General features: G+C 59.8%; 10 protein-coding genes and 11 pseudogenes. 14 read left to right on the forward strand and 7 right to left on the reverse strand.

The features are described from left to right. Positions 1-100: 100 nt before the first annotated feature. Together MAFF_RS24435 and MAFF_RS24440 are read right to left on the reverse strand one after the other, a co-directional pair. Complete coding sequence (locus MAFF_RS24435; protein ID WP_010913652.1) at positions 101-1,327, reverse strand: ATP-grasp domain-containing protein; 1,227 nt, start codon at positions 1,325-1,327, stop codon at positions 101-103. 744 nt (positions 1,328-2,071) lie between these two features. Beyond that, entirely contained in the window at positions 2,072-3,238 is a 1,167-nt protein-coding gene (locus MAFF_RS24440; RefSeq protein WP_010913653.1) for an IS110 family transposase, read from the reverse strand. Positions 3,239-3,557: 319 nt separating this feature from the next. Here MAFF_RS24440 and MAFF_RS24445 point away from each other — a divergent pair, with 319 nt between their 5' ends. Next, a complete protein-coding gene (locus MAFF_RS24445; protein WP_044551230.1) occupies positions 3,558-4,598 on the forward strand; it encodes an IS110-like element ISMlo2 family transposase in 1,041 nt (346 codons plus the stop codon). Between the two features lie 456 nt (positions 4,599-5,054). On the opposite strand, the pseudogene MAFF_RS24450 reads toward MAFF_RS24445, so the two are convergent. Next, a pseudogene (locus MAFF_RS24450) lies at positions 5,055-6,099 on the reverse strand (IS110 family transposase). Positions 6,100-6,299: 200 nt separating this feature from the next. Here MAFF_RS24450 and MAFF_RS24455 point away from each other — a divergent pair. Further along, positions 6,300-7,132, forward strand: a pseudogene (locus MAFF_RS24455) (IS5 family transposase). A gap of 35 nt (positions 7,133-7,167) precedes the next feature. Further along, positions 7,168-7,468, forward strand: a pseudogene (locus MAFF_RS38050) (transposase); the annotation flags it as partial. A 12-nt stretch (positions 7,469-7,480) separates the two neighbouring features. Here the strand turns inward: MAFF_RS38050 and MAFF_RS24460 are convergent. Together MAFF_RS24460 and MAFF_RS40765 are read right to left on the reverse strand one after the other, a co-directional pair. Further along, complete coding sequence (locus MAFF_RS24460) at positions 7,481-8,650, reverse strand: M24 family metallopeptidase (protein WP_010913660.1); 1,170 nt, start codon at positions 8,648-8,650, stop codon at positions 7,481-7,483. Between the two features lie 227 nt (positions 8,651-8,877). Next, a pseudogene (locus MAFF_RS40765) lies at positions 8,878-9,137 on the reverse strand (IS5/IS1182 family transposase); the annotation flags it as partial. A gap of 462 nt (positions 9,138-9,599) precedes the next feature. Between MAFF_RS40765 and MAFF_RS38060 the strand changes: the two are divergent. From MAFF_RS38060 to MAFF_RS24510, 8 genes and pseudogenes are all read left to right on the forward strand, one after another. Continuing rightward, a pseudogene (locus MAFF_RS38060) lies at positions 9,600-9,794 on the forward strand (ISL3 family transposase); the annotation flags it as partial. Between the two features lie 436 nt (positions 9,795-10,230). Continuing rightward, complete coding sequence (locus MAFF_RS24470) at positions 10,231-11,514, forward strand: KamA family radical SAM protein (RefSeq protein WP_010913662.1); 1,284 nt, start codon at positions 10,231-10,233, stop codon at positions 11,512-11,514. A gap of 279 nt (positions 11,515-11,793) precedes the next feature. After that, positions 11,794-12,443, forward strand: a pseudogene (locus MAFF_RS40770) (IS3 family transposase); the annotation flags it as partial. Further along, positions 12,432-13,138, forward strand: a pseudogene (locus tag MAFF_RS24485) (tyrosine-type recombinase/integrase); the annotation flags it as partial. The pseudogenes MAFF_RS40770 and MAFF_RS24485, both read left to right, overlap by 12 nt. 12 nt (positions 13,139-13,150) lie before the next feature. After that, positions 13,151-13,366 (forward strand): annotated as a pseudogene (locus MAFF_RS24490) (transposase zinc-binding domain-containing protein); the annotation flags it as partial. Positions 13,367-13,442: 76 nt separating this feature from the next. Further along, positions 13,443-14,620 (forward strand): annotated as a pseudogene (locus MAFF_RS24495) (IS110 family transposase). Positions 14,621-14,933: 313 nt separating this feature from the next. Next, positions 14,934-15,083, forward strand: a pseudogene (locus MAFF_RS24505) (transposase zinc-binding domain-containing protein); the annotation flags it as partial. Positions 15,084-15,315: 232 nt separating this feature from the next. Then, positions 15,316-16,663: pseudogene (locus tag MAFF_RS24510) on the forward strand (IS701 family transposase). A gap of 427 nt (positions 16,664-17,090) precedes the next feature. On the opposite strand, the gene MAFF_RS24515 reads toward MAFF_RS24510, so the two are convergent. Then, entirely contained in the window at positions 17,091-18,131 is a 1,041-nt protein-coding gene (locus MAFF_RS24515; RefSeq protein WP_010913671.1) for an IS110 family transposase, read from the reverse strand. A 217-nt stretch (positions 18,132-18,348) separates the two neighbouring features. Between MAFF_RS24515 and MAFF_RS24520 the strand changes: the two genes are divergently transcribed. Continuing rightward, positions 18,349-19,377: an IS110-like element ISMlo3 family transposase gene (locus MAFF_RS24520; protein ID WP_010913673.1), complete on the forward strand. Its 1,029-nt coding sequence runs from the start codon at positions 18,349-18,351 to the stop codon at positions 19,375-19,377. Positions 19,378-20,059: 682 nt separating this feature from the next. Here the strand turns inward: MAFF_RS24520 and MAFF_RS38070 are convergent. Next, positions 20,060-20,581, reverse strand: a complete 522-nt coding sequence (locus MAFF_RS38070) for a GNAT family N-acetyltransferase (protein WP_157866064.1) — start codon at positions 20,579-20,581, stop codon at positions 20,060-20,062. A 304-nt stretch (positions 20,582-20,885) separates the two neighbouring features. Here MAFF_RS38070 and MAFF_RS39250 point away from each other — a divergent pair, with 304 nt between their 5' ends. Next, a complete protein-coding gene (locus MAFF_RS39250) occupies positions 20,886-21,071 on the forward strand; it encodes a hypothetical protein (protein ID WP_157866066.1) in 186 nt (61 codons plus the stop codon). A gap of 635 nt (positions 21,072-21,706) precedes the next feature. After that, positions 21,707-23,083 carry an aminotransferase gene (locus MAFF_RS24530; protein WP_010913677.1) on the forward strand — a complete coding sequence of 459 codons (1,377 nt, stop codon included), beginning with the start codon at positions 21,707-21,709 and terminating at the stop codon, positions 23,081-23,083. The last annotated feature ends 8 nt before the right edge of the window (positions 23,084-23,091 follow it).

Raw genomic sequence — 23,091 nt, forward strand, 5'->3', positions numbered from 1 at the left:
CGGCCCGTCACCTGCAAAGGGGACACGTCATGAGACCACACGACAAGATCAATGAATGCCACCTGCGCCGGTGCGTGCATGTGAAGGCTTCCGATTGTTCCTACTCGTCCCGGCTGGGTGTGATCGACCAAGCGAGCATGTCGACGGCATCCTGCAGTATCGCCTCGGTCTGGGCACGAGTAGGTGAGGCGGCGATGACGTGTCCGATCGGGTCTCGGTAGTCGCCTTTTCTCACGATAGGCGTCTTGGGCCCAACATAGAATTTAACCTCCGCGACACCTGGTACAGCAGCCGCCCGACTCTCGCCATCGATACAATCAAGAATGCCGTCGGCATCAGGAAGTAGGAACCGCGTAGCGGCAGCGTTTGAATGCCCTCTGCGCAAATCGCATTCGTCGCCGATCACAAGCTTGATGTGCTCGGCGACGAGATCGACACCGTAAGCCAGCCGCACCAATTTAGGACAGGTCGCACCCGAAAGACGCGGATTGACCTCAATGATGACAGGGCCATGCTTCGTCCACCGGAGTTCGATGTTGGCCGGCCCCCAGCCAAGTCCGAGAGCGGGCAAGCAGCTCAGCGAAACGTCGGCGATGCGCTCATACTCCTCATCTGTCAGTGGGGCCGGATGGGTAGCCCCGCGAATGACGAAATGCGGTGGTGGTCCGAAATCGGTGGCTTCAATTCCCACGACCTCATTTCCCATTATCTCAGCGCTGTAGAATGGGCCCTGGGCGAATTCTTCGACCAGTATTCGCGGCGAGGACCATAGGTGCTTCTCGCCCAACAGATAGGTTGTATGTTCGGCCAACTCATCCACGTTTCGGCACAATCGGACACCGCTACTACCGCTGCCTGCGGCTGGCTTAAGTATCACCGGCAGGCCGATCTCGGCGGCAGCGCTTTCTACCTCCGCCTCATTCACTGCCAGGCGATAAACCGGTATTGGGACGCCGGCCGCGGCGAGGAACTGACGTTGAGTGAACTTGTCGCAACATTGTTCGATAGACTCGGGGTTTGGTCCCGGTAAACTAAAGTATTGACATAGTTTTCCAATTCTCGAATAGAGCGACTCGTCGAGAGCAGTAAATCCAGTAATGCCGGCAATGTCATACGACCCTCGAAGACCGGAACATTCGTGGATCAGCGCTTCGATACTGTCAGTATCAACTCGGATTGCTTCAAGCTTTCTCGCCTTCAGATAGTCATACTGAGCCGGGTCGGTCGACAGAGTAATCGGCCGTAGGCCAAGATTCTGTATCGCTTGCATGTATAGCGGACCATTGCTCCTGTGACCTTCAACCAGAATCAGCGCGCGTCTTGCCATTGTATCAATCCTCATTTCGGCCGCCGAGGCGATCCGACTATAAATCGTCATCGGCTTTTATGTGTGCCTGCTAAATGGACTTGCGTGGAACGTACCACTGTTTGGCGAGTTGCGATTGCAAAGACTATATAAAGTTGTTTGACGAATTTGTTTCAACGCTTGGTTAGACGGCTAGCGTCGGAATAAATGGCAATGGGTGCATTGCGGGCGAGGGGCCGACTTTCACGCAATCTTCGACACCGGGGGGTGGCTCACATGTTTCGCGGTGCTGGGGCGGCGCGCTCCCGTCGAGGGTGCTCTCCTTCAATGCCGACCCGGCAGCTGTCTGTCGTGTGAGGAGGCGCTGAAAGCGTCGAGCAAAGCTCGTTTTCAAGGCGGCTTCCCGGCCCTGCACACCTGCACACAGAATGCACGCTGAACCTTGGCGATTATATCCACGGACTTGAGCCCACACGATCCGCTCGCCAAGAAACTGATGGTCGCAAAATCAAAAGGTAGTGTGCTGAGAGTTCTGCAAATCGCTGAGAGAGGGCGGCCATGGCAGGCTCACATGGGGAAGCGCCGGTCAAGTGGGATTAGCTTGTCATATCGATGCCCTTTCAAATTATGGGATCCAGGTTGAGCCCGACTTGCATGACTCGCTCGTTAACCGAGCAGATCAACCTCACATTCGGTCGCCGCTCTTTCACGGCTGCACCAATATCCCGCTTACGGCGGCTGGGCTCAGGCGACGAGACCATTCTGCTATGCGGCTTTCATCAAGGCGCCCTCGATGATGACGCCGGATGTCGCGTATTTCCAGAGAGCAATCAGGAGCTTTCGCGCGAGCGCGACGATTGTGGTCTTCTTCAAGCGACCTCCGTTACGTCTCAGCCTGGATTGGAACCACAGTGTAAGGTTCGACCGCGGCTGGTGGCGTATCCAAAGCCAAGCGAGCTGGACCATGGTGCTTCGCAACCGTGGATTGCCAGCTTTGGACACACCTTGTTCGCGGTCGACTTGGCCACTTTGCCACGGCGTTGGCGCTAGGCCTGCGTAGGCGGCCACCTGCCTGCGATTATCAAAATGTCGAAAGAGGCCTTCATGACAGAGGACAGCAGCAAACTCCGGGCCAATCCCTTTGATGTCTATTAGGAGCTTGGCGGGACTGTGGATTACCTTTTCTTCCGCATGCAGAAGTTTGTCACGCTCGATCTCTATCTCTTTAACCTGTGCGAGCAATAGCTCGAGGCGGTCGAGCTCGCGGCTGATCTGGGCTTTAAGATGAGGCGGCAGCGATCTCCCATCTCCGGTTACGAGTTCCTCAAGTCGATCCCTGCGATCTCGATTGAGCGGTTCGTAATCCGTGATCCCCTGTGCGAAGAGCAGCCCCTTTATCCGGTTGACGTGACATACCCGTTCGGTCGTAAGTACCTTGCGTTCGCGACAGATACGCCGGCGGTCCTCCTGCTCCGGTGTTGGCTCTTTGACCATTGCACATATGCGCGGTTCGCCTCGCTTGAAGGCAAGAAGAGAGCGAACGAGTGTTTCACCATCGATCTTGTCGGTCTTGGCTCGGCGACTGCGACGAGACACTGCGATAGAAGCGGGATCAACGACGTAGCTCTCGATCCCCGCCTTGCTCAGAACCCGATGGATCCAGAAGCCATCGAGCCCGGCTTCCTGGATAGTGACGACGGGGAAGTCTCGCCCCATGCGTGCTCTTGCCTTCTCTCGCACGCTATCGAAGCGACGGAACAAGGCGGATAAATCACCACTGGGGACACTGTGTTTCGACAACTTCTCGCCGCCACCTGGCGACAACGACGTGATCAGCCAGGTTGAACGGCTGAGCTCCAGCGACACGAAGATTGCGCCCAGATCAGTCCGGATAGCAGTCAGAGTTTCGGATCGGTCGGCCACTACATGCATGGTATTCCTCCACGGGGTGTTTGTTAGCAGCGTCACTCTGCCAGAGCACTCGCCGCTATCCATCCGTCCCCATGGGATCTGGTGATGCTTAACGTCACCGATTCCCTGGCAGGAACGCGACGATTACTAAGAGCCTTCTCTGATTGGGGTCGTTTTGGTCAAGATGCTCCTGCACCTTTTTCTGGACCGTTCCATGGGTCACTCGCTTCTCTTCGCGGTCGACGTTAGGCCGCCGCATGATGTTGGGGTGGACGGCCCCCGCACGGCATCGATGTGCCAGAATGAGGTCGTTGCAGATCTCAAGCAAAGGAGACCGTCCGTGGAACAAATTATTCGAATTGGCATCGACACGTCAAAGCACGTCTTCCAACTCCATGGTGTGAACGCGGCTGAGGAGCCGGTGCTGCGCAAGAAGCTGAGGCGCAAGGAGGTGGTAGCGTTGTTCGAGAAGCTGTCGCCGACGGTGGTAGCGATCGAAGCGTGCGGGGGCTCGCACCACTGGGCGCGCCTGCTGCAGTCGTTCGGGCACGAGGTGAAGCTGATCCCTCCGCAATATGTCAAACCGTACGTCAAGCGCGGCAAGAACGATACGGCCGATGCCGAAGCGCTGTGCGAGGCGATGAGCCGGCCGACGATGCGGTTTGTGCCGGTCAAGACCGCTAAACAACAGGCGGCATTGATGCTGGTTGGCCTGCGCGACCGGCTGATCCGCAATCGCACGCAGCTCGCCAATGCGATCCGCGGCTATGCGGCAGAATACGGGCTGATCGCTGCCAGGGGGATGTGCAAGATCGAACCGCTGCTCGAGCGTATCGCGGCAGATAAGATGCTACCGGATTTGGCGCGGGAGCTGTTCGCGCTCCATGCCAAGGAATATGCGCAGCTGCAAACACAACTGAAAGACGTCGACGCCAAATTGATGGCTTGGCATCGGGCCGAGGCGTGCAGCCAGCGCCTGGCGCAAATCCCCGGTGTCGGCCCGATCGGTGCGTCGCTACTGGTGATGAAGACGCCGGCACCTGAGACCTTTCGATCGGCCCGACACTTTGCCGCCTGGCTTGGCCTAACGCCGAAGGATCATTCAACTGCCGGCAGGGTCAGGCTCGGTGTGATCACGCGCGCCGGCGACGAAGCCTTGCGCAGCGTGCTGGTGGCCGGGGCTACTGCTGTCATCCGGCATGTCCGACGCGGCCGAGGCGCCGTCTCCCCCTGGCTCGTCGACCTACTCAAGCGCAAGCCGCCGAAACTCGCTGCCGTGGCGCTAGCGAACAAGATCGCGCGCATCGCCTGGAAGCTAATGGTAAGCGGCGAGATCTACGGAGCGAAGCCTATGCCGCCAGCCTCGGCGCGCGCCGCATAGAGATCGGCCAGACACGGGGAACATCTCTACTGTTACCGTGCTGAGCTGGTGCCGGAACTTGCAAGAGAATGAGCAGTTGGTGTGATCGATCGATCCGAGACGCGAGACACTCCGTTGACCCCATTGGTCGTTGTAGACCGCCATGATGTTGGGAACTCGCGTCGCGGAAACCATCTTGGCCAGCGGTTATGTGCGACCGTACACAAAGGCCGGACATATGAGCGCAAGCGATCCGATCAAATCATTGCTCAACAATCTTGCGAGAAGGGTGCCGTCCACATATGGGGTCAGGAGAGCGAGGCGTCTCAATCTGTTTGCCGACCTTGCCGCGCTTGGGCCGGCAGGTTCGGGACTCTCAACGAGATCGCCTCACCCATCGTCCCCAAGGAACGATCCGGGCATCGCCCTTTCGGCGAAGCCTTTGTTCGTGTTGCTAGTTCCTCGATCTGTCTCAGTTCACGCGGCCAGGTGAACAGGCTCCTTTCCAAAGCGGAACCCGGTCGCGTCGGCCCACATGCGATGCAGAATGACGGCCAGTTTGCGGGCGACCGCGGCCCGGGCTCGTGCCATGCCGCGCCGCCCGGCGATGTTCATGCCCCATGCTCTGAGGCTCGACCACTTCGTCGATCGCACCAGCAGTGTGTGGGCCGCCTCATAAAGCGCGGTGCGTACAAGTTCGTCGCAGCATCGGCTGACCTTTCCCTGGATGTCGGTTTCGCCGGACTGTAGCGTGCCGGCGTCAGTCCCAGATGCGCCCCCACCGCCTGCGACGAGCCGAACCGCTCAGGCCGGTCGATCGTGGCGCGGAAGGCGAGCGCGGTGATCGGCCCAACGCCCGGCGCGCTCATCAACCGCCGGCAGACTTTCTCATTGCGCACGATATCGAGAACCTGCTTCGTCAGGCGGGCGAACTCTCTCAGCATGACACCGAGGATCGCAAGCAGCGGCTCGACCATCGCCATCACCTCGGCGTCGGCGCCCGTCAGCTCACGCACGCGGTTGGCAAAAGTGGTGCGCGACGGCAGGCCCAGCTTGACGCCGGCCTCCCGCAGGATCGCCTGCACCACGTTCTCGATCGAACGCATCTCGTTCAGCACCGTGCGGCGGGCAACCAAGCAGCGAACGCCACAGCCGGCACTGCCTGCTGCTCTTGACATGCACCAGGCGATACCAGGTGTGCGCATGATCTGCGCCAGCGCGCGGGCGTCATTGCGGTCGGTCTTGTTCGGCATCGTCTTCATCGCTGCGTTGGCCTGCCGCATCTCGATGCAGGTCGCCGGCAAGCCTTCGGCGTGCAGTACATCGTGAAGCCAGGCCCTCAGCGAGCACGCTTCCAGGCCGATCCGCTCAAGCGGCAAGCCGGTTCCCCTCAGCGCTCGCTTCACACAACGCCTGCGGATCGCTCAACGCTCTCGCCTCCTTCACGATCCGGCCAATCTCGTCGACAATGCAAAATAGAGGTCTCTTCCAAAGACACGTCCAGTCCGGCAAAGTATTTCATGGCTGCTCCTTCCAAATGTTTGTGGCGACTCATATCGACCACGATTTCACATTTCGACAGGAGCAGCTGCCATCATCTGGCTCGGTCGAGACCCCAATCACCCCATCTGACCCGAAACTCGGGATTGGGCGTGGAATCGGTTGAGTGGCCCCGTCCGTTGTGATTCGCTTGAGTTGTCTAGACTTGAGCGGGATCACGACATGGGTTGGACTGAGGCCACCCGCCGGCAATATTGCCGCGCGGGGCAGCGGGATGCAAACGCGTTGACGGACAGGGAATGGGCGGCGATCGAGCCGTCCATGCCCGTGGCAAAGGCGACGGGACGACCGCGCACGACAGAGTTGCGGGCGGTCATGGACGCGCTCCTCTACATCGCCTGGACAGGCTGCCAGTGGCGGGCATTGCCGGACCGCTTTCCACCTGTTTCGACGGTTAAACGCTATTTCTATGCCTGGCGAGACAATGGGCTGTGGAAGAGCATCAACTTCCATCTGGTGGCCGCGGCACGTCTGGCGCTTGGGCGCGAGGCAAGCCCGAGCGCCGGCATCATCGACAGCCAATCGGCAAAGGCCACGGACGTTGCCGGTTTGCGTGGCTACGACGCCGGCAAGAAGATCAAAGGCCGCAACGCCATATCATCACCGACACCGAGGGCACCTGGTCGGGCTGCCGGTGCATACGGCCGACATCCAGGAGAGGGATGGGGCAGGCGGCGTCATCGCCTCCATTCGACAGCTTTGCCCGTGGTTGCCGCCATCTGTTCGCCGACGGTGGTTATGGCGGAGAAAAACTGACACACGCCCTGGCTGATCCCGGCACATGGACCATCGAAATCATCAAGCGCTCCGACACTGCCAAAGGCTTTGAGGTACTGCCGCGACGATGGGTCGTCGAGCGAACTTTCGCCTGGCTGGGACGTTGTCGCCGGCTCGCCAAGGACTTCGAGGCGACCATCGCCAGCGCCGAGGCGTGGATCTTCATCGCGTCGATCCGCCTCGTGCTTCGCCGCATGGCAGCTCCGCGTCGTGCGTAACCGAGTTTAAATCGACCAGCGCTGCCGTCAAAGATATTCTGCTTTCGAACCCGCATGGACTGCACGAGGGTCGTGCGGTGATGCAGGAGATGCTCGAGGCTGAGACGACGAGGCGTTGGGTGCCTCGAAAGGCGAGCGCACACCGGAGCGGCTCGGCTATCTCTCAGGCTACTATGGCCGCACGCTTGTCACCCGTCGGCAAGCTTGAGCTCCGGGTTCCGCAAGACACGGCCTGCCGCTACTCCACCGAACTGTTCGAGTGCCACCCTTGGTGGCGATCTTGCGGAGATGTATGTGGAAGGGGTATCGACCCGGAAGGTCAAGTCGATCACCGAACCACGCTTGCAATCAGATTTCGAAGATTTCACGCGGCAGGCATGAGAAGGTTTCGGCGCCCCGCTCGGTAACCCGAAACGTTTCGCTGATCACGTACCCGAAATCCTCGTCGATCCAATTTCCGAGCATCAGGTGAAAGGTCATGTTCGTTTGCAGCACAGTCTCGTCATTCTCCTTTAGGCTGGCTGTTGGTTCCAGCCAATCGATCCCAATAGCGTAGCCGCATCGGGTTTCTTTGTCGAAGCCATGCCTTCTTAGCGTCTTGTTGAAGGCCGTAGCAATGTCTCCGCACGTGACACCAAGCTTAACAGCGGCAAGCGCGGATTCCAACCCGGCAACTTCAGCTTCATGAACTCGACGCAGGCGATCCGAGGGCTCGCCGATTGAGAACGTGCGCATAAGGCCAGAAACATACCCGTGACGAACACCGCCAAACTCTAGATTGATCTGGGACCCGTCCCGGAAAACATCTTCGCTCCAATGAACGTGAGCCGTAGCCGAACGAGGTGAGGCACATAGGTAGAAGCCAGCTAAATCGGTACCTGGCTTACCATCGGCACCGCGGATCAACGTCGAAATGATCTCTGCGGCAGCATCAGCCTCTCTTACTCCCGGTCGGATCACTTCCTTCGCCCGTAGCATTCCTGCATCAGTGATGGCCGCCGCCTCCCGCATTACCGCAATTTCGAGATCGGACTTAGCCAACCGAATCCAAGCGATTGTGTTGCTAAAATCCACAATCGCGACAGCAGACATTCTAGCCTTGAATTTTTCGACAGTTTCAGAACGAAGGGACTTGGTCTCGAGCCCTATCCTGCCTTTCGCAAGGCCGTTTTGACGCAGGAAGTCGATCATCGCATCAAAGCCATCGGCTCTTGGGTTAGCAATAAGTGCCTCTGGATAGCCAATGACCCGGCCGCTGTCGATAAACATCTGATGCATTGCCGCCGGCGCATCACAGCGCCGCGCCACGAACGTTGGCTCTTCCTCCGCCAAGGAAATTATCAGGCCCTGCGGCACGTATCCTGATTTGCAGGTGTATCCTGAAAGATAGGTAATGTCGGCCGAAGTGGTGACGATTAACGTGTTGGTCTCGCGTCGGCCCATTTCCGCCTTAACTGCGGAGAGCCGTCGTAGGTATTCAGCCCGTGGGAACGCCTGGAGGCCTTTGGGTATTGGCATGTAATTTTAATTCCTTTTTTGTTTTTTGTCGAATGCGGTTTCGGTTGGAGCGTGAGGCGATGCTGGGCAACGACGCGCGCCCCAGCATCTGCGAGGCTGGAAGGAATGTCGGATCAGCGCTGATATCGTTGAAAAAATCAGCAGTGTCTCGGCGGTGATATCAACCAATCTTAGAGCCTGAGCAGACGTCTTCCGCCTCACGCCGGGATCGGCTCTTGGCATCGGGATCAACTTGCAAGTTTCCGGAGGTTCTGGCGGCGGCTGCCGGGTGGAACTCGTCTCGGGCACAGTTTGGTCTTCGTAGTTTTGGCCGATCCAGCTTCAGAATACGCTTGAGGTGCTCCTTCCGCTCGCGACGCGAGGTGACGTAGGCTTCGGTGGCAGCGAGATGGCAGGCCATGTCGCGCGCACCCTCGCGGACGTGGCGCAAGATCTAGCGGGCTGAAGTGTTCGGACAGCATCGAGGCTCGGGAGCGCAGGCGTCGCACCAGCTTGCTGGTTCGGTAGCCAGCATCTTGCCCGAAATTGTAGAGGCCCGCGATCAGGGGCATCCCTATCCGCAATCCATAGATAGTCATCGTCGGAGCACTCCGCGTTCGGTGAGATCGATTGGGGGCATGTCAGGACACGCAAAGCCTTCGGTCGGTTCGCTCGGCTTTCGCTAAGGCGACCGGATCTTCGGGCACGTGATCATGGGGTGATTTCTCCTCGGTCCACGTCGCAGCGCGTTTGCAGATAGCCTTGCATGTGTCGTGCCAAACGAGAAAACTTCAGAACAATGCGTTCCCCCTGATCGCGCTGCGTCTCATGTCCGACATCGTCAGAGATTCGACAAAGAGTGCAACGTAGGGGCGGGGGTCATGCCGGGCAACCAGCAGCGCGCCGGTATCGGTTGGGCTCTTCTAGTGGCCAAGCGGCACGCCGGCCCGACAGCGCTCGCCGGAAGCGGGCCAGATCAAGTCTGGTCGCCTCTTTCGCCAACGGCGTTCTCAAAGACCGTTTGGCCGTCAGCGCGGCGATCACCTTGCCATGGTCCAACGGTCAGACCGAGGGCCAGATCACTAAGCTCAAGCTCGTGAAACGCCAAATGTATGGCCGAGGAAAGCTCGACCTGCTTCAGGCGCGTGTCATCGGCGCTGGTTAAGTCAATCATCACCAAAAGTGCGTCCGAGCCAATTTTGCACGCCGATTTACACGCATTCGCCGCGCCGTCGCTCGTGGCCGCGCCCTCATGAATGGCGGATACAAGGATTCCCCACAACGGCAAATATGGCCCTCCGGGGCGACTGCGACTCGTATTTGTCAAACGTATTTCTCATTGTCGCATGTCCGACCAAGTCGGACATGCGAATAGCAATATTAGGATTATCCAGTTGTTTTAAAAAGATTTTCTCTTTGGCACGGTTCATGCTCCGCTATCAGCAAATGCGTGACCAACCCGGAGAATCGCCCATGACCGCGCTCACCGACTATGCTGCTGCCGCCGTGAAGTCGGAGGTCCTCGCGAAAAGCTGCCGATTGAGTGCGGCGCCATCGACGAGGTCATCATCTTTCCACTTTTCAGCTCGAGCGAAGTTCTGATGAGCCGCATCGCGCATGAGACGATGAGACACGAGTTCGCTGACGCTGCATGGCAAGATCATCATGCCGTTACTCGCGTTGACCAGTTACGCGAATGGATGGGGGCCGACGCCGACGGCAACCTGATCCGTGACGTTGAGCGCGGGCTAGCGCGTGCGCCAATGGCATTGCGTATCACGCCTTATCTGCTGAACTTGATTGACTGGTCGAACTTCCTCGAAGACCCAATTCGCAAGCAATTTATTCCCGTTGGAAGCGAACTTCTTCCCTCTCACCCGTTACTGAAAATGGACTCGTTGCATGAACGAAAAAGTTCACCTGTAGATGGACTGGTGCACCGCTATAAGGACAAAGTACTTTTACTCGCAACGGATCGTTGCCCCGTCTATTGTCGTTTCTGCACCCGCAGTTACAGCGTGGGCCTAGACACGCAATCGGTGTTGAAGAAAAAAGTGTCGCCATTTCAGAGTCGATGGGACACTATATTGGCATATCTTCGCGTGACCCCCGTCATCGCCGATGTTGTGGTGTCGGGAGGAGATTGCTTTCGCCTCAAACCTTCCCGACTATTGGCAATAGGCATGGGCCTTCTGTCTATTCCATCAATTCGCCGCATCCGATTCGCGACGAAAGGCCTCGCTGTACTGCCTATGAAAATCACAAGCGATCATAAATGGACCGATGCTCTTGTTAACATTAGCGATGCTGGCCGGGATCAGGGCGTAGAGATTTCATTTCACACCCACTTCAACCATCCTAGAGAAATCACCGATTACACGATTGCGGCTGCAGAGCTTCTCTTCAAGCGGGGAATAAGGATGCGCAATCAGTCGGTTCTGATGGCTGGCGTCAATGACGATCCTGAGGTTATGAAACAGCTCGTAAAAAAACTCTCAGACCTTCATATCCAGCCGTACTACGTGTACACTTGTGATCTTGTCGACGGAATCGAGCATATGCGGTGCTCGGTAAGGCTAGCATGTCAGATAGAAAAGGCTGTACGCGGGATCACAGCTGGGTACAACACTCCGTTGTTCGTTGTCGACACTCCGGGAGGCGGTGGAAAGCGTGACGTCCACAGCTTCGAGCATTATAATACACAAACAGGGCTTGCTGTGTACCGGGCTCTATCTGTCCGACCGGACCAGCTATTCACATATCCGGATCCTTTGCAGTCTCTCTCTCCAGATGCGCAGGCAGCATGGGTCGATCCCTGGCGCGCCAAAGGCATGCTGAGGGAGGCGGTTAGGGCCGCTCGAGTAAAATTGATGGGGTTGGAATGAGCGACTCGCCGGAATGCGTAGAGCTATGGCGGAAATTTGTGATGAGGATTTGAAGAGAGCGGCGTACCAAAGCGGGCGCGGCAAAGCCTAGCAAAACTTAACCTAATGAAGAGCAATATGACTGAGGGTGTTACCTTCTTATCCGCTGTATTGACGTCAAGCCTTTCGCAGGTCGCGCTCCTCTGCGGGTTGTATTGTATTGATGGGATTGGGATTACTGGCCTGCTGCCGGTTTCGTGGACACCGAGATAAGGTGTTTGACGGAACTGGAGAGTGGGAATGCAAAGAAGGAAGTTCAGCCGCGAGTTCAAGCTTGAGGCGGTGAGATTGATCAAGGATCGGGGCGTTGCGGTGGCCCAGGCTGCCCGCGACCTCGATGTCCACGAGAACGTGCTGCGCAAATGGGTGCGCGATCTGTCGACGGATCCTCAGCATGCGTTTCCCGGCCACGGGCAGATGAAGCCGGAGCAGCTCGAGATTGACCGGCTGCGCAAGGAAGTGGCGAAGCTGAAGGCGGAGCGCGACATCCTAAAAAAGGCCGCAGCCTACTTCGCGAGGGAAGTGACATGAGGTTCGCTTTCATCGCGAGGCACCGGAACATCTGGCCGGTGGCGTGGCTGTGCGACGCGCTGGACGTATCCCGCTCAGGCTTCCATGCCTGGCTCAACCGCAGCCCCAGCGCTCGCTCCCGGCACGACGAGGTGCTCGTCGCCCAGATCGACCGAAGCTTCAAGAGCAGCGACCGCACCTATGGCGCCCGCCGCGTCTGGCACGACTTATTGGCGGAAGGCCTATCTTGCGGTCTGCATCGCATCGAACGGCTGATGCGGGAGAACGGCCTGCGTGCACGTCCACGCCGACGTGGGCTGCCGAAGGATACGGGCGAGCGAGCGGCAGTGTCGGACAACCTCCTCGACCGCGCCTTCCAGGTGCATCTGGTCTCGACCGGAATCTCGTGGCCGGCGCTGAACCAGACGGTGTGCGCACTGCGGTTCTTTTGCGGCGTGACGTTGGGTCATGCCGAGATCCCTGAGCGGATCGCCTATGCCCGCGCTCCACGCACGCTGCCGGTGGTTCTCAGCGCCGACGAGGTTGTCCGCTTTCTCGAGGCGGTGCCGAGCCTGAAGACGCGCACCGCCTTGACGACGGCCTATGCCGCCGGCCTTCGCGCTTCGGAGACCGTCGGGCTGAAGGTCAGCGACATCGATAGCGAACGCGGCGTCATCCGGGTCGAGCACGGCAAGGGCGGCAAGGACCGCACCGTGATGCTGTCGGCGCAGCTTCTGCGCATCCTGCGCGTCTACTGGCGGCTGGCGAAGCCAAAGGGCTGGCTGTTTCCGGGCCGGATGCAAATCGCCCCATCGACGTTCAGGTATTGTACTCGGCCTGCCGCTCGGCGCGTGCAGCCGCCGGCATCGACAAGCGCGTGACAGTCCACACGCTCAGGCACAGCTTCGCCACGCATTTGCTGGAGAACGGCACCGACATCCGCATCATCCAGGTGCTGCTTGGCCACAACAATCTGTCCTCGACGGCGCGCTACACCAAGGTCTCGAACGGCCTCATCCGGCGCACGACAAGCCCGCTCGATCGGCTGAACATCGAAGTCGTGCCGCCGGGCTGATCGGTTCCGCCCATGTCGGCGAGACTGGAGGTGGCGGATATCTTCCGCCGCCATGGCGAGGCGTATCGGCAGGCTCATGACGGTCATCTCGGACGCGTCGAGCGCCGTACGATGAGCGCCATCGAGTTGTGCCGGACCGCCGAACTGGGCGGCCATGTCGAGGGCTGCCGGTCCTGCGGGGCGATCCGCGTGGCCTACAATTCCTGTCGCAACCGGCATTGCCCCAAGATCCTATGGGCTGGTGGATAGCGACCTGCCGTCAGGCAGAATGGCGTTGCTAAACCCACTCATTCTGGAGACGACAATGCAACAGGTTGCAAATCGGCCGGAACAGGCCGCTATCCGCATCGATCTTGGCGCGATCTTTGTTTCGATGGAACTGTCTCGATCAAGTTGGCTGATCACTTCACTGTCGCCGGGTGGCGGGGAGAAGATGTCCAAGCATTCTCTGCGGGGCGGGGACGTTGCGGGACTCCTGGAGCTGTTTGCGACACTCCAGGAAAAGGCTCGGGCACGAACCGGCGAGCGCTTCCGGATTATTGTCATCCAGGAGGCTGGACTAGTCGGCTTCTGGATCCATCGGGTGCTTCAGGGCGAAGCGATCGAGAGCCACGTGGTCGACGCCGCCTCGATCCTGGTGTCTCGGCGACGCCGGCGGGCGAAGACCGATAAGATCGACGGCGAGACCCTGGTACGGACCTTGCTGGCTTACAAGCGCGGCGAGCCGCGGGTCTGCTCCATGGTCAAACCGCCGAGCCCCGAGGAAGAGGATCGCCGCCGAATCTGCCGGGAGCGCAAGACGCTGATCGCCGAGCGGGTGGAGCACGTCAACCGGATCAAGGGGCTGCTGTTCGCCCAGGGTGTCGGTGACTATGAGCCGCTGCGTCGCGACCGGCGCGCCAGGCTCGAGGGTCTGCAAACGGGTGATGGTCGCGCCTTACCTTTCCACCTGAAGGCACAGATTGTGCGTGAGCTCGACCGGCTTGAGCTGATCCTGGAGCAGTTGCAAAAGGTCGAGGCGGCGCGCGACGATCTGCTGTTGGATCGGGCCAAGGCGAACGACCCGGCGCCGGTGGTGAGACTGCTGCAGCTGAAGGGGGTGGGCACTGAGTTCGCCAACGTACTCTGGTCTGAAGGTCTTTATCGTCACTTCGACAATCGAAGGCAACTTGCGGCCTACGCCGGGCTTGCGCCAACGCCCTGGCAGAGCGGTTCTGTCGATCACGAGCAGGGCGTCTCAAAAGCGGGCAATCCGCGGCTGCGGCGCGGCTGAGAGGAACGATGGTGCAGATGGCCTGGCTGTGGCTGCGACACCAACCAAACTCGGCCCTCAGCCAGTGGTTCAAACAGCGGGTCGAGCGCAACGGCGGGCGGCTGCGTAAGCCGCTGATCGTCGCCTTGGCGCGTAAACTGCTGGTCGCACTGTGGCAGTATGCGACCGCCGGTGTGGTGATGGAGGGCGCCATCATAAAGCCGGCCTGAACTGAAGCCAACCAAACCTCTTTCGCCATCTGACGGGGCCTGATCAGCCCCGGCGGATCCAGGTGGACGAACCGGCTTGGCATATGGTCTCAACAACCGCCCCTAAGAATGGTCACGTCCCCCTGAGCCTAGCCGCCGTATGCGGGATAAGGGTGCAGCCGCCGCGAGGCGGCGACCGTATGTGAGTTTCAACGGAGCCAGAAATGCTCGAATTGGAAACAGGCTCAACCTCGGATCCGTAACAACACGAGGAGATAATCCATGAAGCCGTAAGCCGTACACAATCCGGTTGACCCGAGTTCGCCCATGTGTGTGCCAGGGAAAGGCCTGCCGGGAATGGCTCGCCGCGCGGCAGGACGAGCTCCTGCCGGTTCCCTATTTCCACGTGGTGCTCACGCTGCCGGCCGAGATCGCCGCGATCGCCTTCCAGAACAAGGCGGCGGTGTACACGATCCTGTTCAAGGCCCGCATCGTGAACGCCCTTCACCAGCCTGGCACCGACGATCCCGACCGCTCCTCCAGGCTACAATCCCCATAGCGCCAGACCGTCCCGCGGCTTCGTTCAATCCGGCTTGCAATGAGGTCCGACAATCAGCCGGCCCGCTTCGTCGAGCATGCGGACCTCACAGAAGCCTCCAGATTCCCAAGAGCGGTTTTGCGTGATTCATGAGAGGTCGGCTGTTGGAGGGCCGGCCATGAACAGGGACTGGCAACTCGATCTGGAGCGGTGGCTTGAGCCGTTCGTCTCGGCGTTGAGGCACAAGACGCGTGCGCGGATGTGTCCGGCCTATATTGCTGGGCTGATTGGCCTTGGGGATCGCAAGAGCGTCCAACCGATGGCGGCGCGACGCAGGCGTCAACTATGACCAGCTGCACCACTTCATCGCGAGCGGCGTGTGGGATGCTGCGCCGCTGGAGAAGGTGCTGCTCGCGGAGGCCGACAGACAAGTTGGCGGGAACGATGCGTGGCTGATCGTGGACGACACCGCGCTGCCCAAGAAGGGGCGCCACTCGGTCGGCGTCGCGCCGCAATATGCCTCGGCGCTTGGCAAGAACGCCAACTGCCAGACGCTGGTGTCGCTGACGCTGGCCTCTGGCGAAGTGCCGGTCATGGTGGGGCTGCGGCTGTTTGTGCCCGAGAGCTGGACTTCCGATCCCGCCCGGCTCGACCGTGCCGGTGTGCCCGAGGACCATCGTGCCTACAGGACCAAGCCCGAGATCGCACTGGCCGAGATCGACCGGGCTCGCGCAGCCGGCTTACGCTTTGGCTGCGTGCTCGCCGATGCCGGATATGGCTTCAGCGCCCCCTTCCGGCAGGCGCTCACCGAGCGCGGCCCAAGGCTTGCAGCCACCCATGTTCCTGAAGCTATAGCCTTCGCTACCAAGCCAGGCTTGGCTGTCGATATGATACGGCGTGCGTTGGCAGCCGATGTGCCGTTTTCATGGGTGGCCGCAGATGCGGTGTATGGCGTCGGGGACGTCGAAGGAACCGTGCGCCGAGCCTGCAAAGGCTACGTTCTTGGGGTTAAATCGGACCATCATTTCGGCTCCTGGTCGGGCAAGCCTCCGGTCGCCGGCACGGCTCAGGAGATCGCCCGTGATCTCGATCCAAGTGCATGGCAGCGTCTTTCCGCCGGAGAGGGCACCAAAGGTGCGCGGCTTCATGACTGGGCCTACTGCGAACTCGCCGATCTCGATGCCGACGAATATAACGAGACGAAATCGGGACTTTGGACCCGTGGCCTCCTGATCCGGCGCAATATCAGCGACGGTGATCTCGCATTCTTCACGACATGGTGCCCGGCCGGGACGGGCATCCAGACGCTCGTTTCCGTTGAAGGCCATCGCTGGGCGATCGAAGACAGCTTCGAGGCCGCCAAGAACGAGCTCGGACTCGATCACAACGAAACCCGGTCATGGCATGGCTGGCATCGCCACGTCTCCCTCGTCATGCTCGCCTTCGCCATGATGGCGGCGATCCGGTACCGCGCCAATGACGCGACGCCCCAAAAAAGACCGCGGATGCCGACCATCAGGATCTGATCCGCTGGTCTATCCAGGAAGTCCGGCGCATGCCACCAGGCTTGCCCAGCGCCGCATAAAGCCCGCCGACGTCATTGCGTGGTCATGCTGGAGGCGCGCCCATCAGGCGGCCGCTCGACGAGCTCACCTGAAAACTAAAATGCAACTGTAATGCTAGATCCCTCTGTCTCGTCCTGCAACCAGAATACCCAAACCAGATGGGGTTGTCTAATCGCCGCTGGGACGTCAAGCATGTAATTGCGTCGAGACGACGCTGCCGGGTGCATGGTTGTCTTCGCGGTCGACATCAGTCGCCGCATGATGGAGCTCCGCGGACGAGCCTTCAATGTGGACGACGCACTTTGCTGAGACAGCGGTGCAACCCCATCAGCGGAATGGCTCGGCTAACGTCCCGGCAGGGACGTCTTAGGCGCTCAGATCCTGAACGCTATTCGCAAGATTTCATTGCTGTGGCGCCTGCATTTCGATCAAAGAACTCACCGGTTTTGAGCATCGAATGCATTATCACCGCCAGTTTGCGCGCCACAGCCACGGCAGCTCGTTTGAAGCCAACCCTCTCCCGGAGCTTGAGGCCCCACGTGCGCAGGCTGCTGTCGATCGAGCTGCGTGTCAGGATGACCGCCGCAGCCTCATAGAGAAGTCCCCGCAAATGTCGATCGCCGCGTCGGGATATATGGCCGTCATAATCGACTTCTCCCGATTGGTAGCGGCGCGTTGTCAGGCCGATCCAAGCGGCAACAGAGCGGGACTTCTTGAAGTTGCCCGGATCTTCAATGGCAGTGGCGAAAGAGGTTGCGGTAATGGCGCCGATGCCGGGGATCGACATGAGTATGCGGCATGCTTGGCTTTGACGTGCGTCTGCGACAAGCTGGCGCCCAAGCTCGGCGGCACGGATGCGAATGCCGCGCCAGGCTTCCAACATCGGTAGCACGACAGGAGCAAGCTCGCTCTGATCGATAAGAAGGCTCCGGACATTCTTTTCGAATGTAGTTCCCTTACCGGCGGGAACGAGCAAGCCGAACGTTTTCATGATCCCTCGGATCTGGTTGGAAAGCTCGACGGTGATACGGACCAGCCGGGTGCGAGCCGCCACGAGCGTGCGGGTCAACATACTGTCGAAGCCTTTCACGCGCACCTCGCGAAAGAACCCTGCTTCAGCAAGACGCGCCAAACCATCGGCGTCATTCGCATCCGTCTTGTTCGCCGCCATATCGAGAGCGGCTTTGGCATGGCGCGCATCGATGCAGATTGCCGGCAATCCCTTGGCGCGTAGCGCATGATAGAACCATACGGAGAGAGGCCCCGTTTCGAACACCACTCGCTTTACAGCTGGCGCCCGCTTGCGGACAAGCTCGGCAATGATGTTGGGATCAGATGCGCACTTCCCGCGCCAGATCCGTTCGCCTTCACGGCGGATCGAAACTGCCGTCTCTTTCATCGACACGTCGAGTCCGATATATTCTTCCATGGCTGTTCTCCATTCGATGTTTGGGCCTCGGCGTCAGGTCCTGAGCCCGTATTTCCATCCTATCGGGGAACAGCCACACTCCAAGACTACGATCGATTTCTAGGGCGACTCGCTCCCGCGATTACCCCATGTGGATGGCTCCCCCACCCGTTGACGGCATTGTGACGGTTGGAAGTGGTGCTGTCGCAGCGACCACACGATAGAGGAGCCATCCGCCATGCAAATCACCACGATCGGCCTCGATCTGGCCAAGAGCGTATTTCAGTTCTATGCTGTCGACGCTGAAGGACACGTTGTTGTCCGCAAAGCGTTGCGGCGGGCGCAGATTCTGTCGTTCTTTGCCAAGCTTCCCTGCTGCCTCGTCGGCATGGAAGCTTGCGGCACCTCGCATCATTGGGCGCGCGAGTTGACAAAGCTTGGCCACGAGGTGCGGCTGATGCCGCCAGCCTACGTGAAGCCCTATGTGAAGCGGGGCAAGACGGATGCGGGGGATGCCGAGGCGATCTGTGAGGCAGTGACGCGTCCAACCATGCGCTTCGTGCCGGTGAAGTCGGCCGACCAGCAGGCAGCGCTGGCGCTGCATCGGACGCGCGATCTGCTGGTGAGGCAGCGTACGCAACTTGTGAACATGCTGCGTGGTCTCTTGGCTGAGTTCGGGATCGAGATAGCACGTGGCCTGCACCATGCATTGCGACTGGCGGGTCGGCTCTCCAACGGCGAAGCTCCCGAGGTGCCGCCACTGGCTCGGCTGGTGGTGAAGGTATTGGCGGATCAGATCGGCACTATCCAGCTCCAACTCGCCCGTCTGGAGAAGGAGCTCTTGGCCTGGCACCGCTCCAACGAGTTGTCGCAGCGTTTGGCCACGATCCCGGGCATCGGTGTGATCTCGGCAACCGCACTGGCTGCTTCTGTTATCGAGCCTGAGCGCTTCCGCTCCGGCCGCCAGTTCGCCGCCTCGCTCGGTCTCACGCCACTCCAGAACTGCTCGGGGGGCCGGGAGCGGATGGGTCGGATCTCGCGAATGGGAGACCGCTACCTGCGCCGGCTGTTGGTGGTCGGCATGACCTCGCTCGTCCGACGGGCCAGGATACAGCCGGCATCGGTTGATCCGCGCCTATCTGCCATGCTGGCGCGCAAACCGGCGCGTCTCGTCACGGTGGCTGCCGCCAACAGGACGGCGCGCGTGGCCTGGGCGATCATGACGCGCGGAGGAACCTTCAGGGCGCCGATCAGCGCCGCAGCCTGATCTGCTTCGGCGCCAAGCAAACAGATACGAAGAAGCTGGAAGTTTACCAGTTGCAAGGGCGAAGAGATGTGATGGCGAACCGGTCATATCGGGAGTCGGGACAACCCGTGCGAATGTCGTGGGCGTCATTGCCCGCAAAGCAGAGTGGGACCTGACTCGCGGATACCATCAAGGCCAGCGGTCAACATGAACGACTGCATCAACAGGCCGGACAGAAGACTGCACCTGACCCAATCGTCAAAATATCAAATCACCCCTTGCACCGCGGGAGCCATCCACAGAAGACATACAGGCGACGACGACGCTCTCGGCCTTCGTTCTGTGCATGCTGATCGGCTTTCCATTGAGCTTCGGTGGGGCCAATGGTCATTTGTGGGTTGAGCACCTGCTGACGAGCGTACTGGGTGGCGAGACAGAGTTTCCTGATCATGCCTGCTGCTGACTGGTTGCCGAGAAAATGGGCATAAGTCTCATTTGGTCGCCGTACTTCTGACGGTCAAAGCGTTCAGGCGGAGAACCCGGCGATGATCCCGGGCTCCATGGCTCCATGGCTCGGTGGATCTGGAGGCACGAATGCCCCCACCAGCAGCGCGACGAACCATTGACGATACCGCTCGCTGGAGACGGTGCATCATCGGACATCTCAGGCTGGCGATCCTTCAAATACGGGGATTGCAAAAAATCAGCGGGCGAGTGAGCCAGAATCAGGCCAATAGTAGCACAGTTCGACGTGGATTCTTCCGTCAGGGTTGGACTGCGGTAGGCGCGCGACTACCTGACCACCCATTCTCTCGTAGAAAGCGCGCGCAGGGGCATTAACCTCGTAGACCCATAGATGCAGCCCCACGCCCGGGTAATTTTCGGCTGACCAGCCCGCAGCAACGCGAATAAGATGCCTTCCGACGCCCCGCCCCTTCGCCGTTGGCAAAACATGGAGATTGTCGACGAGGGTACCCCAACGGTCCTCCGCATTGCCTAAGAGGCAGACGAAGCCCAGCGCTTGGCCTTCTTCTTCGGCAACTATGACTTTGAGATTTGGAGCCGGTGAATTGAAACGCTCTCGCCAGACAGTCTGACGGTCGAGCACTATCGGACCCGCTAGATAGGATGCCGAGAGTATCCCTGCGTAGGCGTTGCGCCAACTTTCAATATGAAGCTGCGCGATAAGGTCCACATCAGCCACTGTTGCGTCACGAGTGTTCAAAATCTGTCCCTCCCGCCTCGAGATGAATAAAACTTTGGCGCAATTGACGTCTGCAGCCATCCGGGCTGGCTGCGGCTAAGGCTCGCCTTGGGTCACGAAACGGGCGATCAAATATGCATTGATAGATTCCGACCCCCCGTCCCGGCGCCCGAGCCTTGACTCCCCTGAAAGCAACTTCGGCCAGAGACAGCCCAACATGGTTGATCATGAGCATGCCAGCCTCCTGCTTCCAATCTGCTGGACTACCTCCGCCGACTTGGTGATCGTAGGAGGCCAGGCGATAGGCAGCCGGCTGGCTTCGTCGATGGGTTCGCTCACAGTGCAGAAGCTGCTGAAGGCCGCAACCGGGCCGAACGGTTCCTCATTCATGAGGCAGTCCCGTATGGGCATCCGCGGTGGCACTGTCGGCTCGAAGTTGCCGAATGCCGATGCCACGCTCGCCGGGCACGAGTGCGGCGCCACAGCTGATCGCGTCCTCGACCAAAGCTAGGAGCGCAGGGATGGGTCATTAAGTTTCGACACTCTCGGCCGTATTTCTGTTGCATAACTGCCAGTCGGGACGAGCGCTCCCGAGTTTCGCTGGGCCGGCGAGCGGGGCAATCAATTTGGGATTGATCCAAAATTCGTAGATTGGCAGGTGAAAGTCAAATGTTTTGTGATTGACATTTCCTAAACAATTGTTTTACATCCTGTCACAATCGACCGTCGAATAGTCCAGCTTTGAAGCTGAAAGTTCTGCAGCTTCAACGTTTTATCGCATAGATTTATGTTGCGGCTGATTGGGAGCAGGCGGCTTTGAGGAACAGGGAGAGGACGCATTAGCGCTGCCGCCGAGTCAACAAGGGAAGGTGCGTACTGCGCGTTGGAAGGCAAGGCGAGGACCAATTCTCGTCGCCGGTACCGACAAGGGCCCCATCATCAACGGTGTCAAGATGCCGCCGCTTGGCCTCGCTTTCGACTCGCGCCGCCCAGCCGCTTCGAACATCCCCGACCATGTCGCCGGTGAACTGACCCAAACGTCGGGGGACGCCTCGGCGTGAAGCATCGCCAAGCCTTAACCGGGTGGCCAACGCCCAAACACATTTCGGTCGGCCTTGGCAAGCAGGCCCGGAAGGAGACGAGACGATGAGGCACCAGATCCTGTCCAACCGTTCGGGCGAAGATCTGCGGGCCAGCGACCTCGCGCACCATCTGCATCCGTTCACAGACCATACCGTGCTGGCTGCAGAGGGTGGCCCTCGTGTCATCAAGGATGGCGACGGTATCTATGTTTGGGAAACGGAGGGTCGGCGGTTGCTGGACGGGATGGCGGGATTGTGGTGCGTCAACGTCGGCTATGGCCGAAAGGAACTCGGCGAGGTCGCCCGTCAGCAGATGGACCGGTTGGCTTTCTACAACACCTTCTTCAAGACCTCTCACGAGCCAGTGATCAATCTGGCGGAGAGACTCGCCGCCGTGACGCCAGAGGGCATTGACAACTTCTTTTTCGGCAATTCCGGTTCCGAAGCCAATGATACCGCGATCCGGCTTGTGCGCAGCTATTGGGCCGCTGTGGAAAGGCCCGAGCGGCAGGTCGTGATCAGCCGAGAATATGCCTACCACGGCTCTACCCTCGCAGGAGCAAGCCTTTGCGGCCTGCCGGGCATGCATGGCGTTGCGGGCCTTCCGATTCCCGGCATCGCGCACGCTGCCGCCCCGTATGCCTGGGCCGCTGGAAAGGACCAAGATGACCCGGCCTATGGTCGAGCATCTGCTGATGCGCTCGAGGCGAAGATCTTGGAGATCGGTCCGAAGAACGTCGCCGCCTTCATCGGGGAGCCGGTGATGGGAGCCGGCGGGGTAATTACGCCGCCGCCGCGCTATTGGGCGCGGGTGCAGGAGATCTGCCGCAAGTACGACATCCTGTTAGTCTGCGACGAGGTGATCTGCGGCTTCGGGCGCACTGGGGAATGGTTCGGTGCTCAGAGCTTCGGCATCGCGCCAGACATTATGTGTATGGCGAAGGGGCTTAGTTCTGGTTACATACCAATCTCGGCTGTCGGTGTCGGTACTCGCGTGGCCGAAATCTTGCGCACCCGCCCGGGCGTCCTCTCGCACGGCTTCACCAGTTCCGGTCATCCGGTAGCTGCCGCCGTTGCACTGAAGAACATTGAACTCATCGAGGCAGAAGGGTTGGTCAATCATGTACGCGACGTCGCCGGCCCGGCTCTCGCCCGCCGCCTGGGGGCGTTGGCAATGCACCCCCTGGTTGGGCAGGTGCGCGGCATTGGCGCCATGTGGGCGCTGGAGCTGACGTCAGACAAGGCCACCCGTGCGCCCTTTGCGCCGCTCGGCTCGGTCGCGACCCGCGTGCGCAATCTCTGCTTCGAACGGGGCCTGGCCACGCGGGCCGTTCGCGAGGGTCTGGTGTTCGCACCGCCGCTGATCATCACCGAGGCGCAGGTGGACGAGATGGCGGACATTTTGACCTCCTGCCTTGACACGGCCGTTGCGGAACTCTGACGACGGAT

Source organism: Mesorhizobium japonicum MAFF 303099 (genome assembly GCF_000009625.1).
Lineage (GTDB): Bacteria > Pseudomonadota > Alphaproteobacteria > Rhizobiales > Rhizobiaceae > Mesorhizobium > Mesorhizobium japonicum.

Excerpts from the sequence above, each read along its gene's own strand:
- MAFF_RS24435 (WP_010913652.1), bottom strand. The coding sequence starts at position 1,327 with ATGGCAAGACGCGCGCTGATTCTGGTTGAAGGTCACAGGAGCAATGGT.
- MAFF_RS24440 (WP_010913653.1), bottom strand. The coding sequence starts at position 3,238 with ATGCATGTAGTGGCCGACCGATCCGAAACTCTGACTGCTATCCGGACT.
- MAFF_RS24460 (WP_010913660.1), bottom strand. The coding sequence starts at position 8,650 with ATGCCAATACCCAAAGGCCTCCAGGCGTTCCCACGGGCTGAATACCTA.
- MAFF_RS24470 (WP_010913662.1), top strand. The coding sequence starts at position 10,231 with ATGAGCCGCATCGCGCATGAGACGATGAGACACGAGTTCGCTGACGCT.
- MAFF_RS24515 (WP_010913671.1), bottom strand. The coding sequence starts at position 18,131 with ATGGAAGAATATATCGGACTCGACGTGTCGATGAAAGAGACGGCAGTT.
- MAFF_RS24520 (WP_010913673.1), top strand. The coding sequence starts at position 18,349 with ATGCAAATCACCACGATCGGCCTCGATCTGGCCAAGAGCGTATTTCAG.
- MAFF_RS39250 (WP_157866066.1), top strand. The coding sequence starts at position 20,886 with ATGGGTTCGCTCACAGTGCAGAAGCTGCTGAAGGCCGCAACCGGGCCG.
- MAFF_RS24530 (WP_010913677.1), top strand. The coding sequence starts at position 21,707 with ATGAGGCACCAGATCCTGTCCAACCGTTCGGGCGAAGATCTGCGGGCC.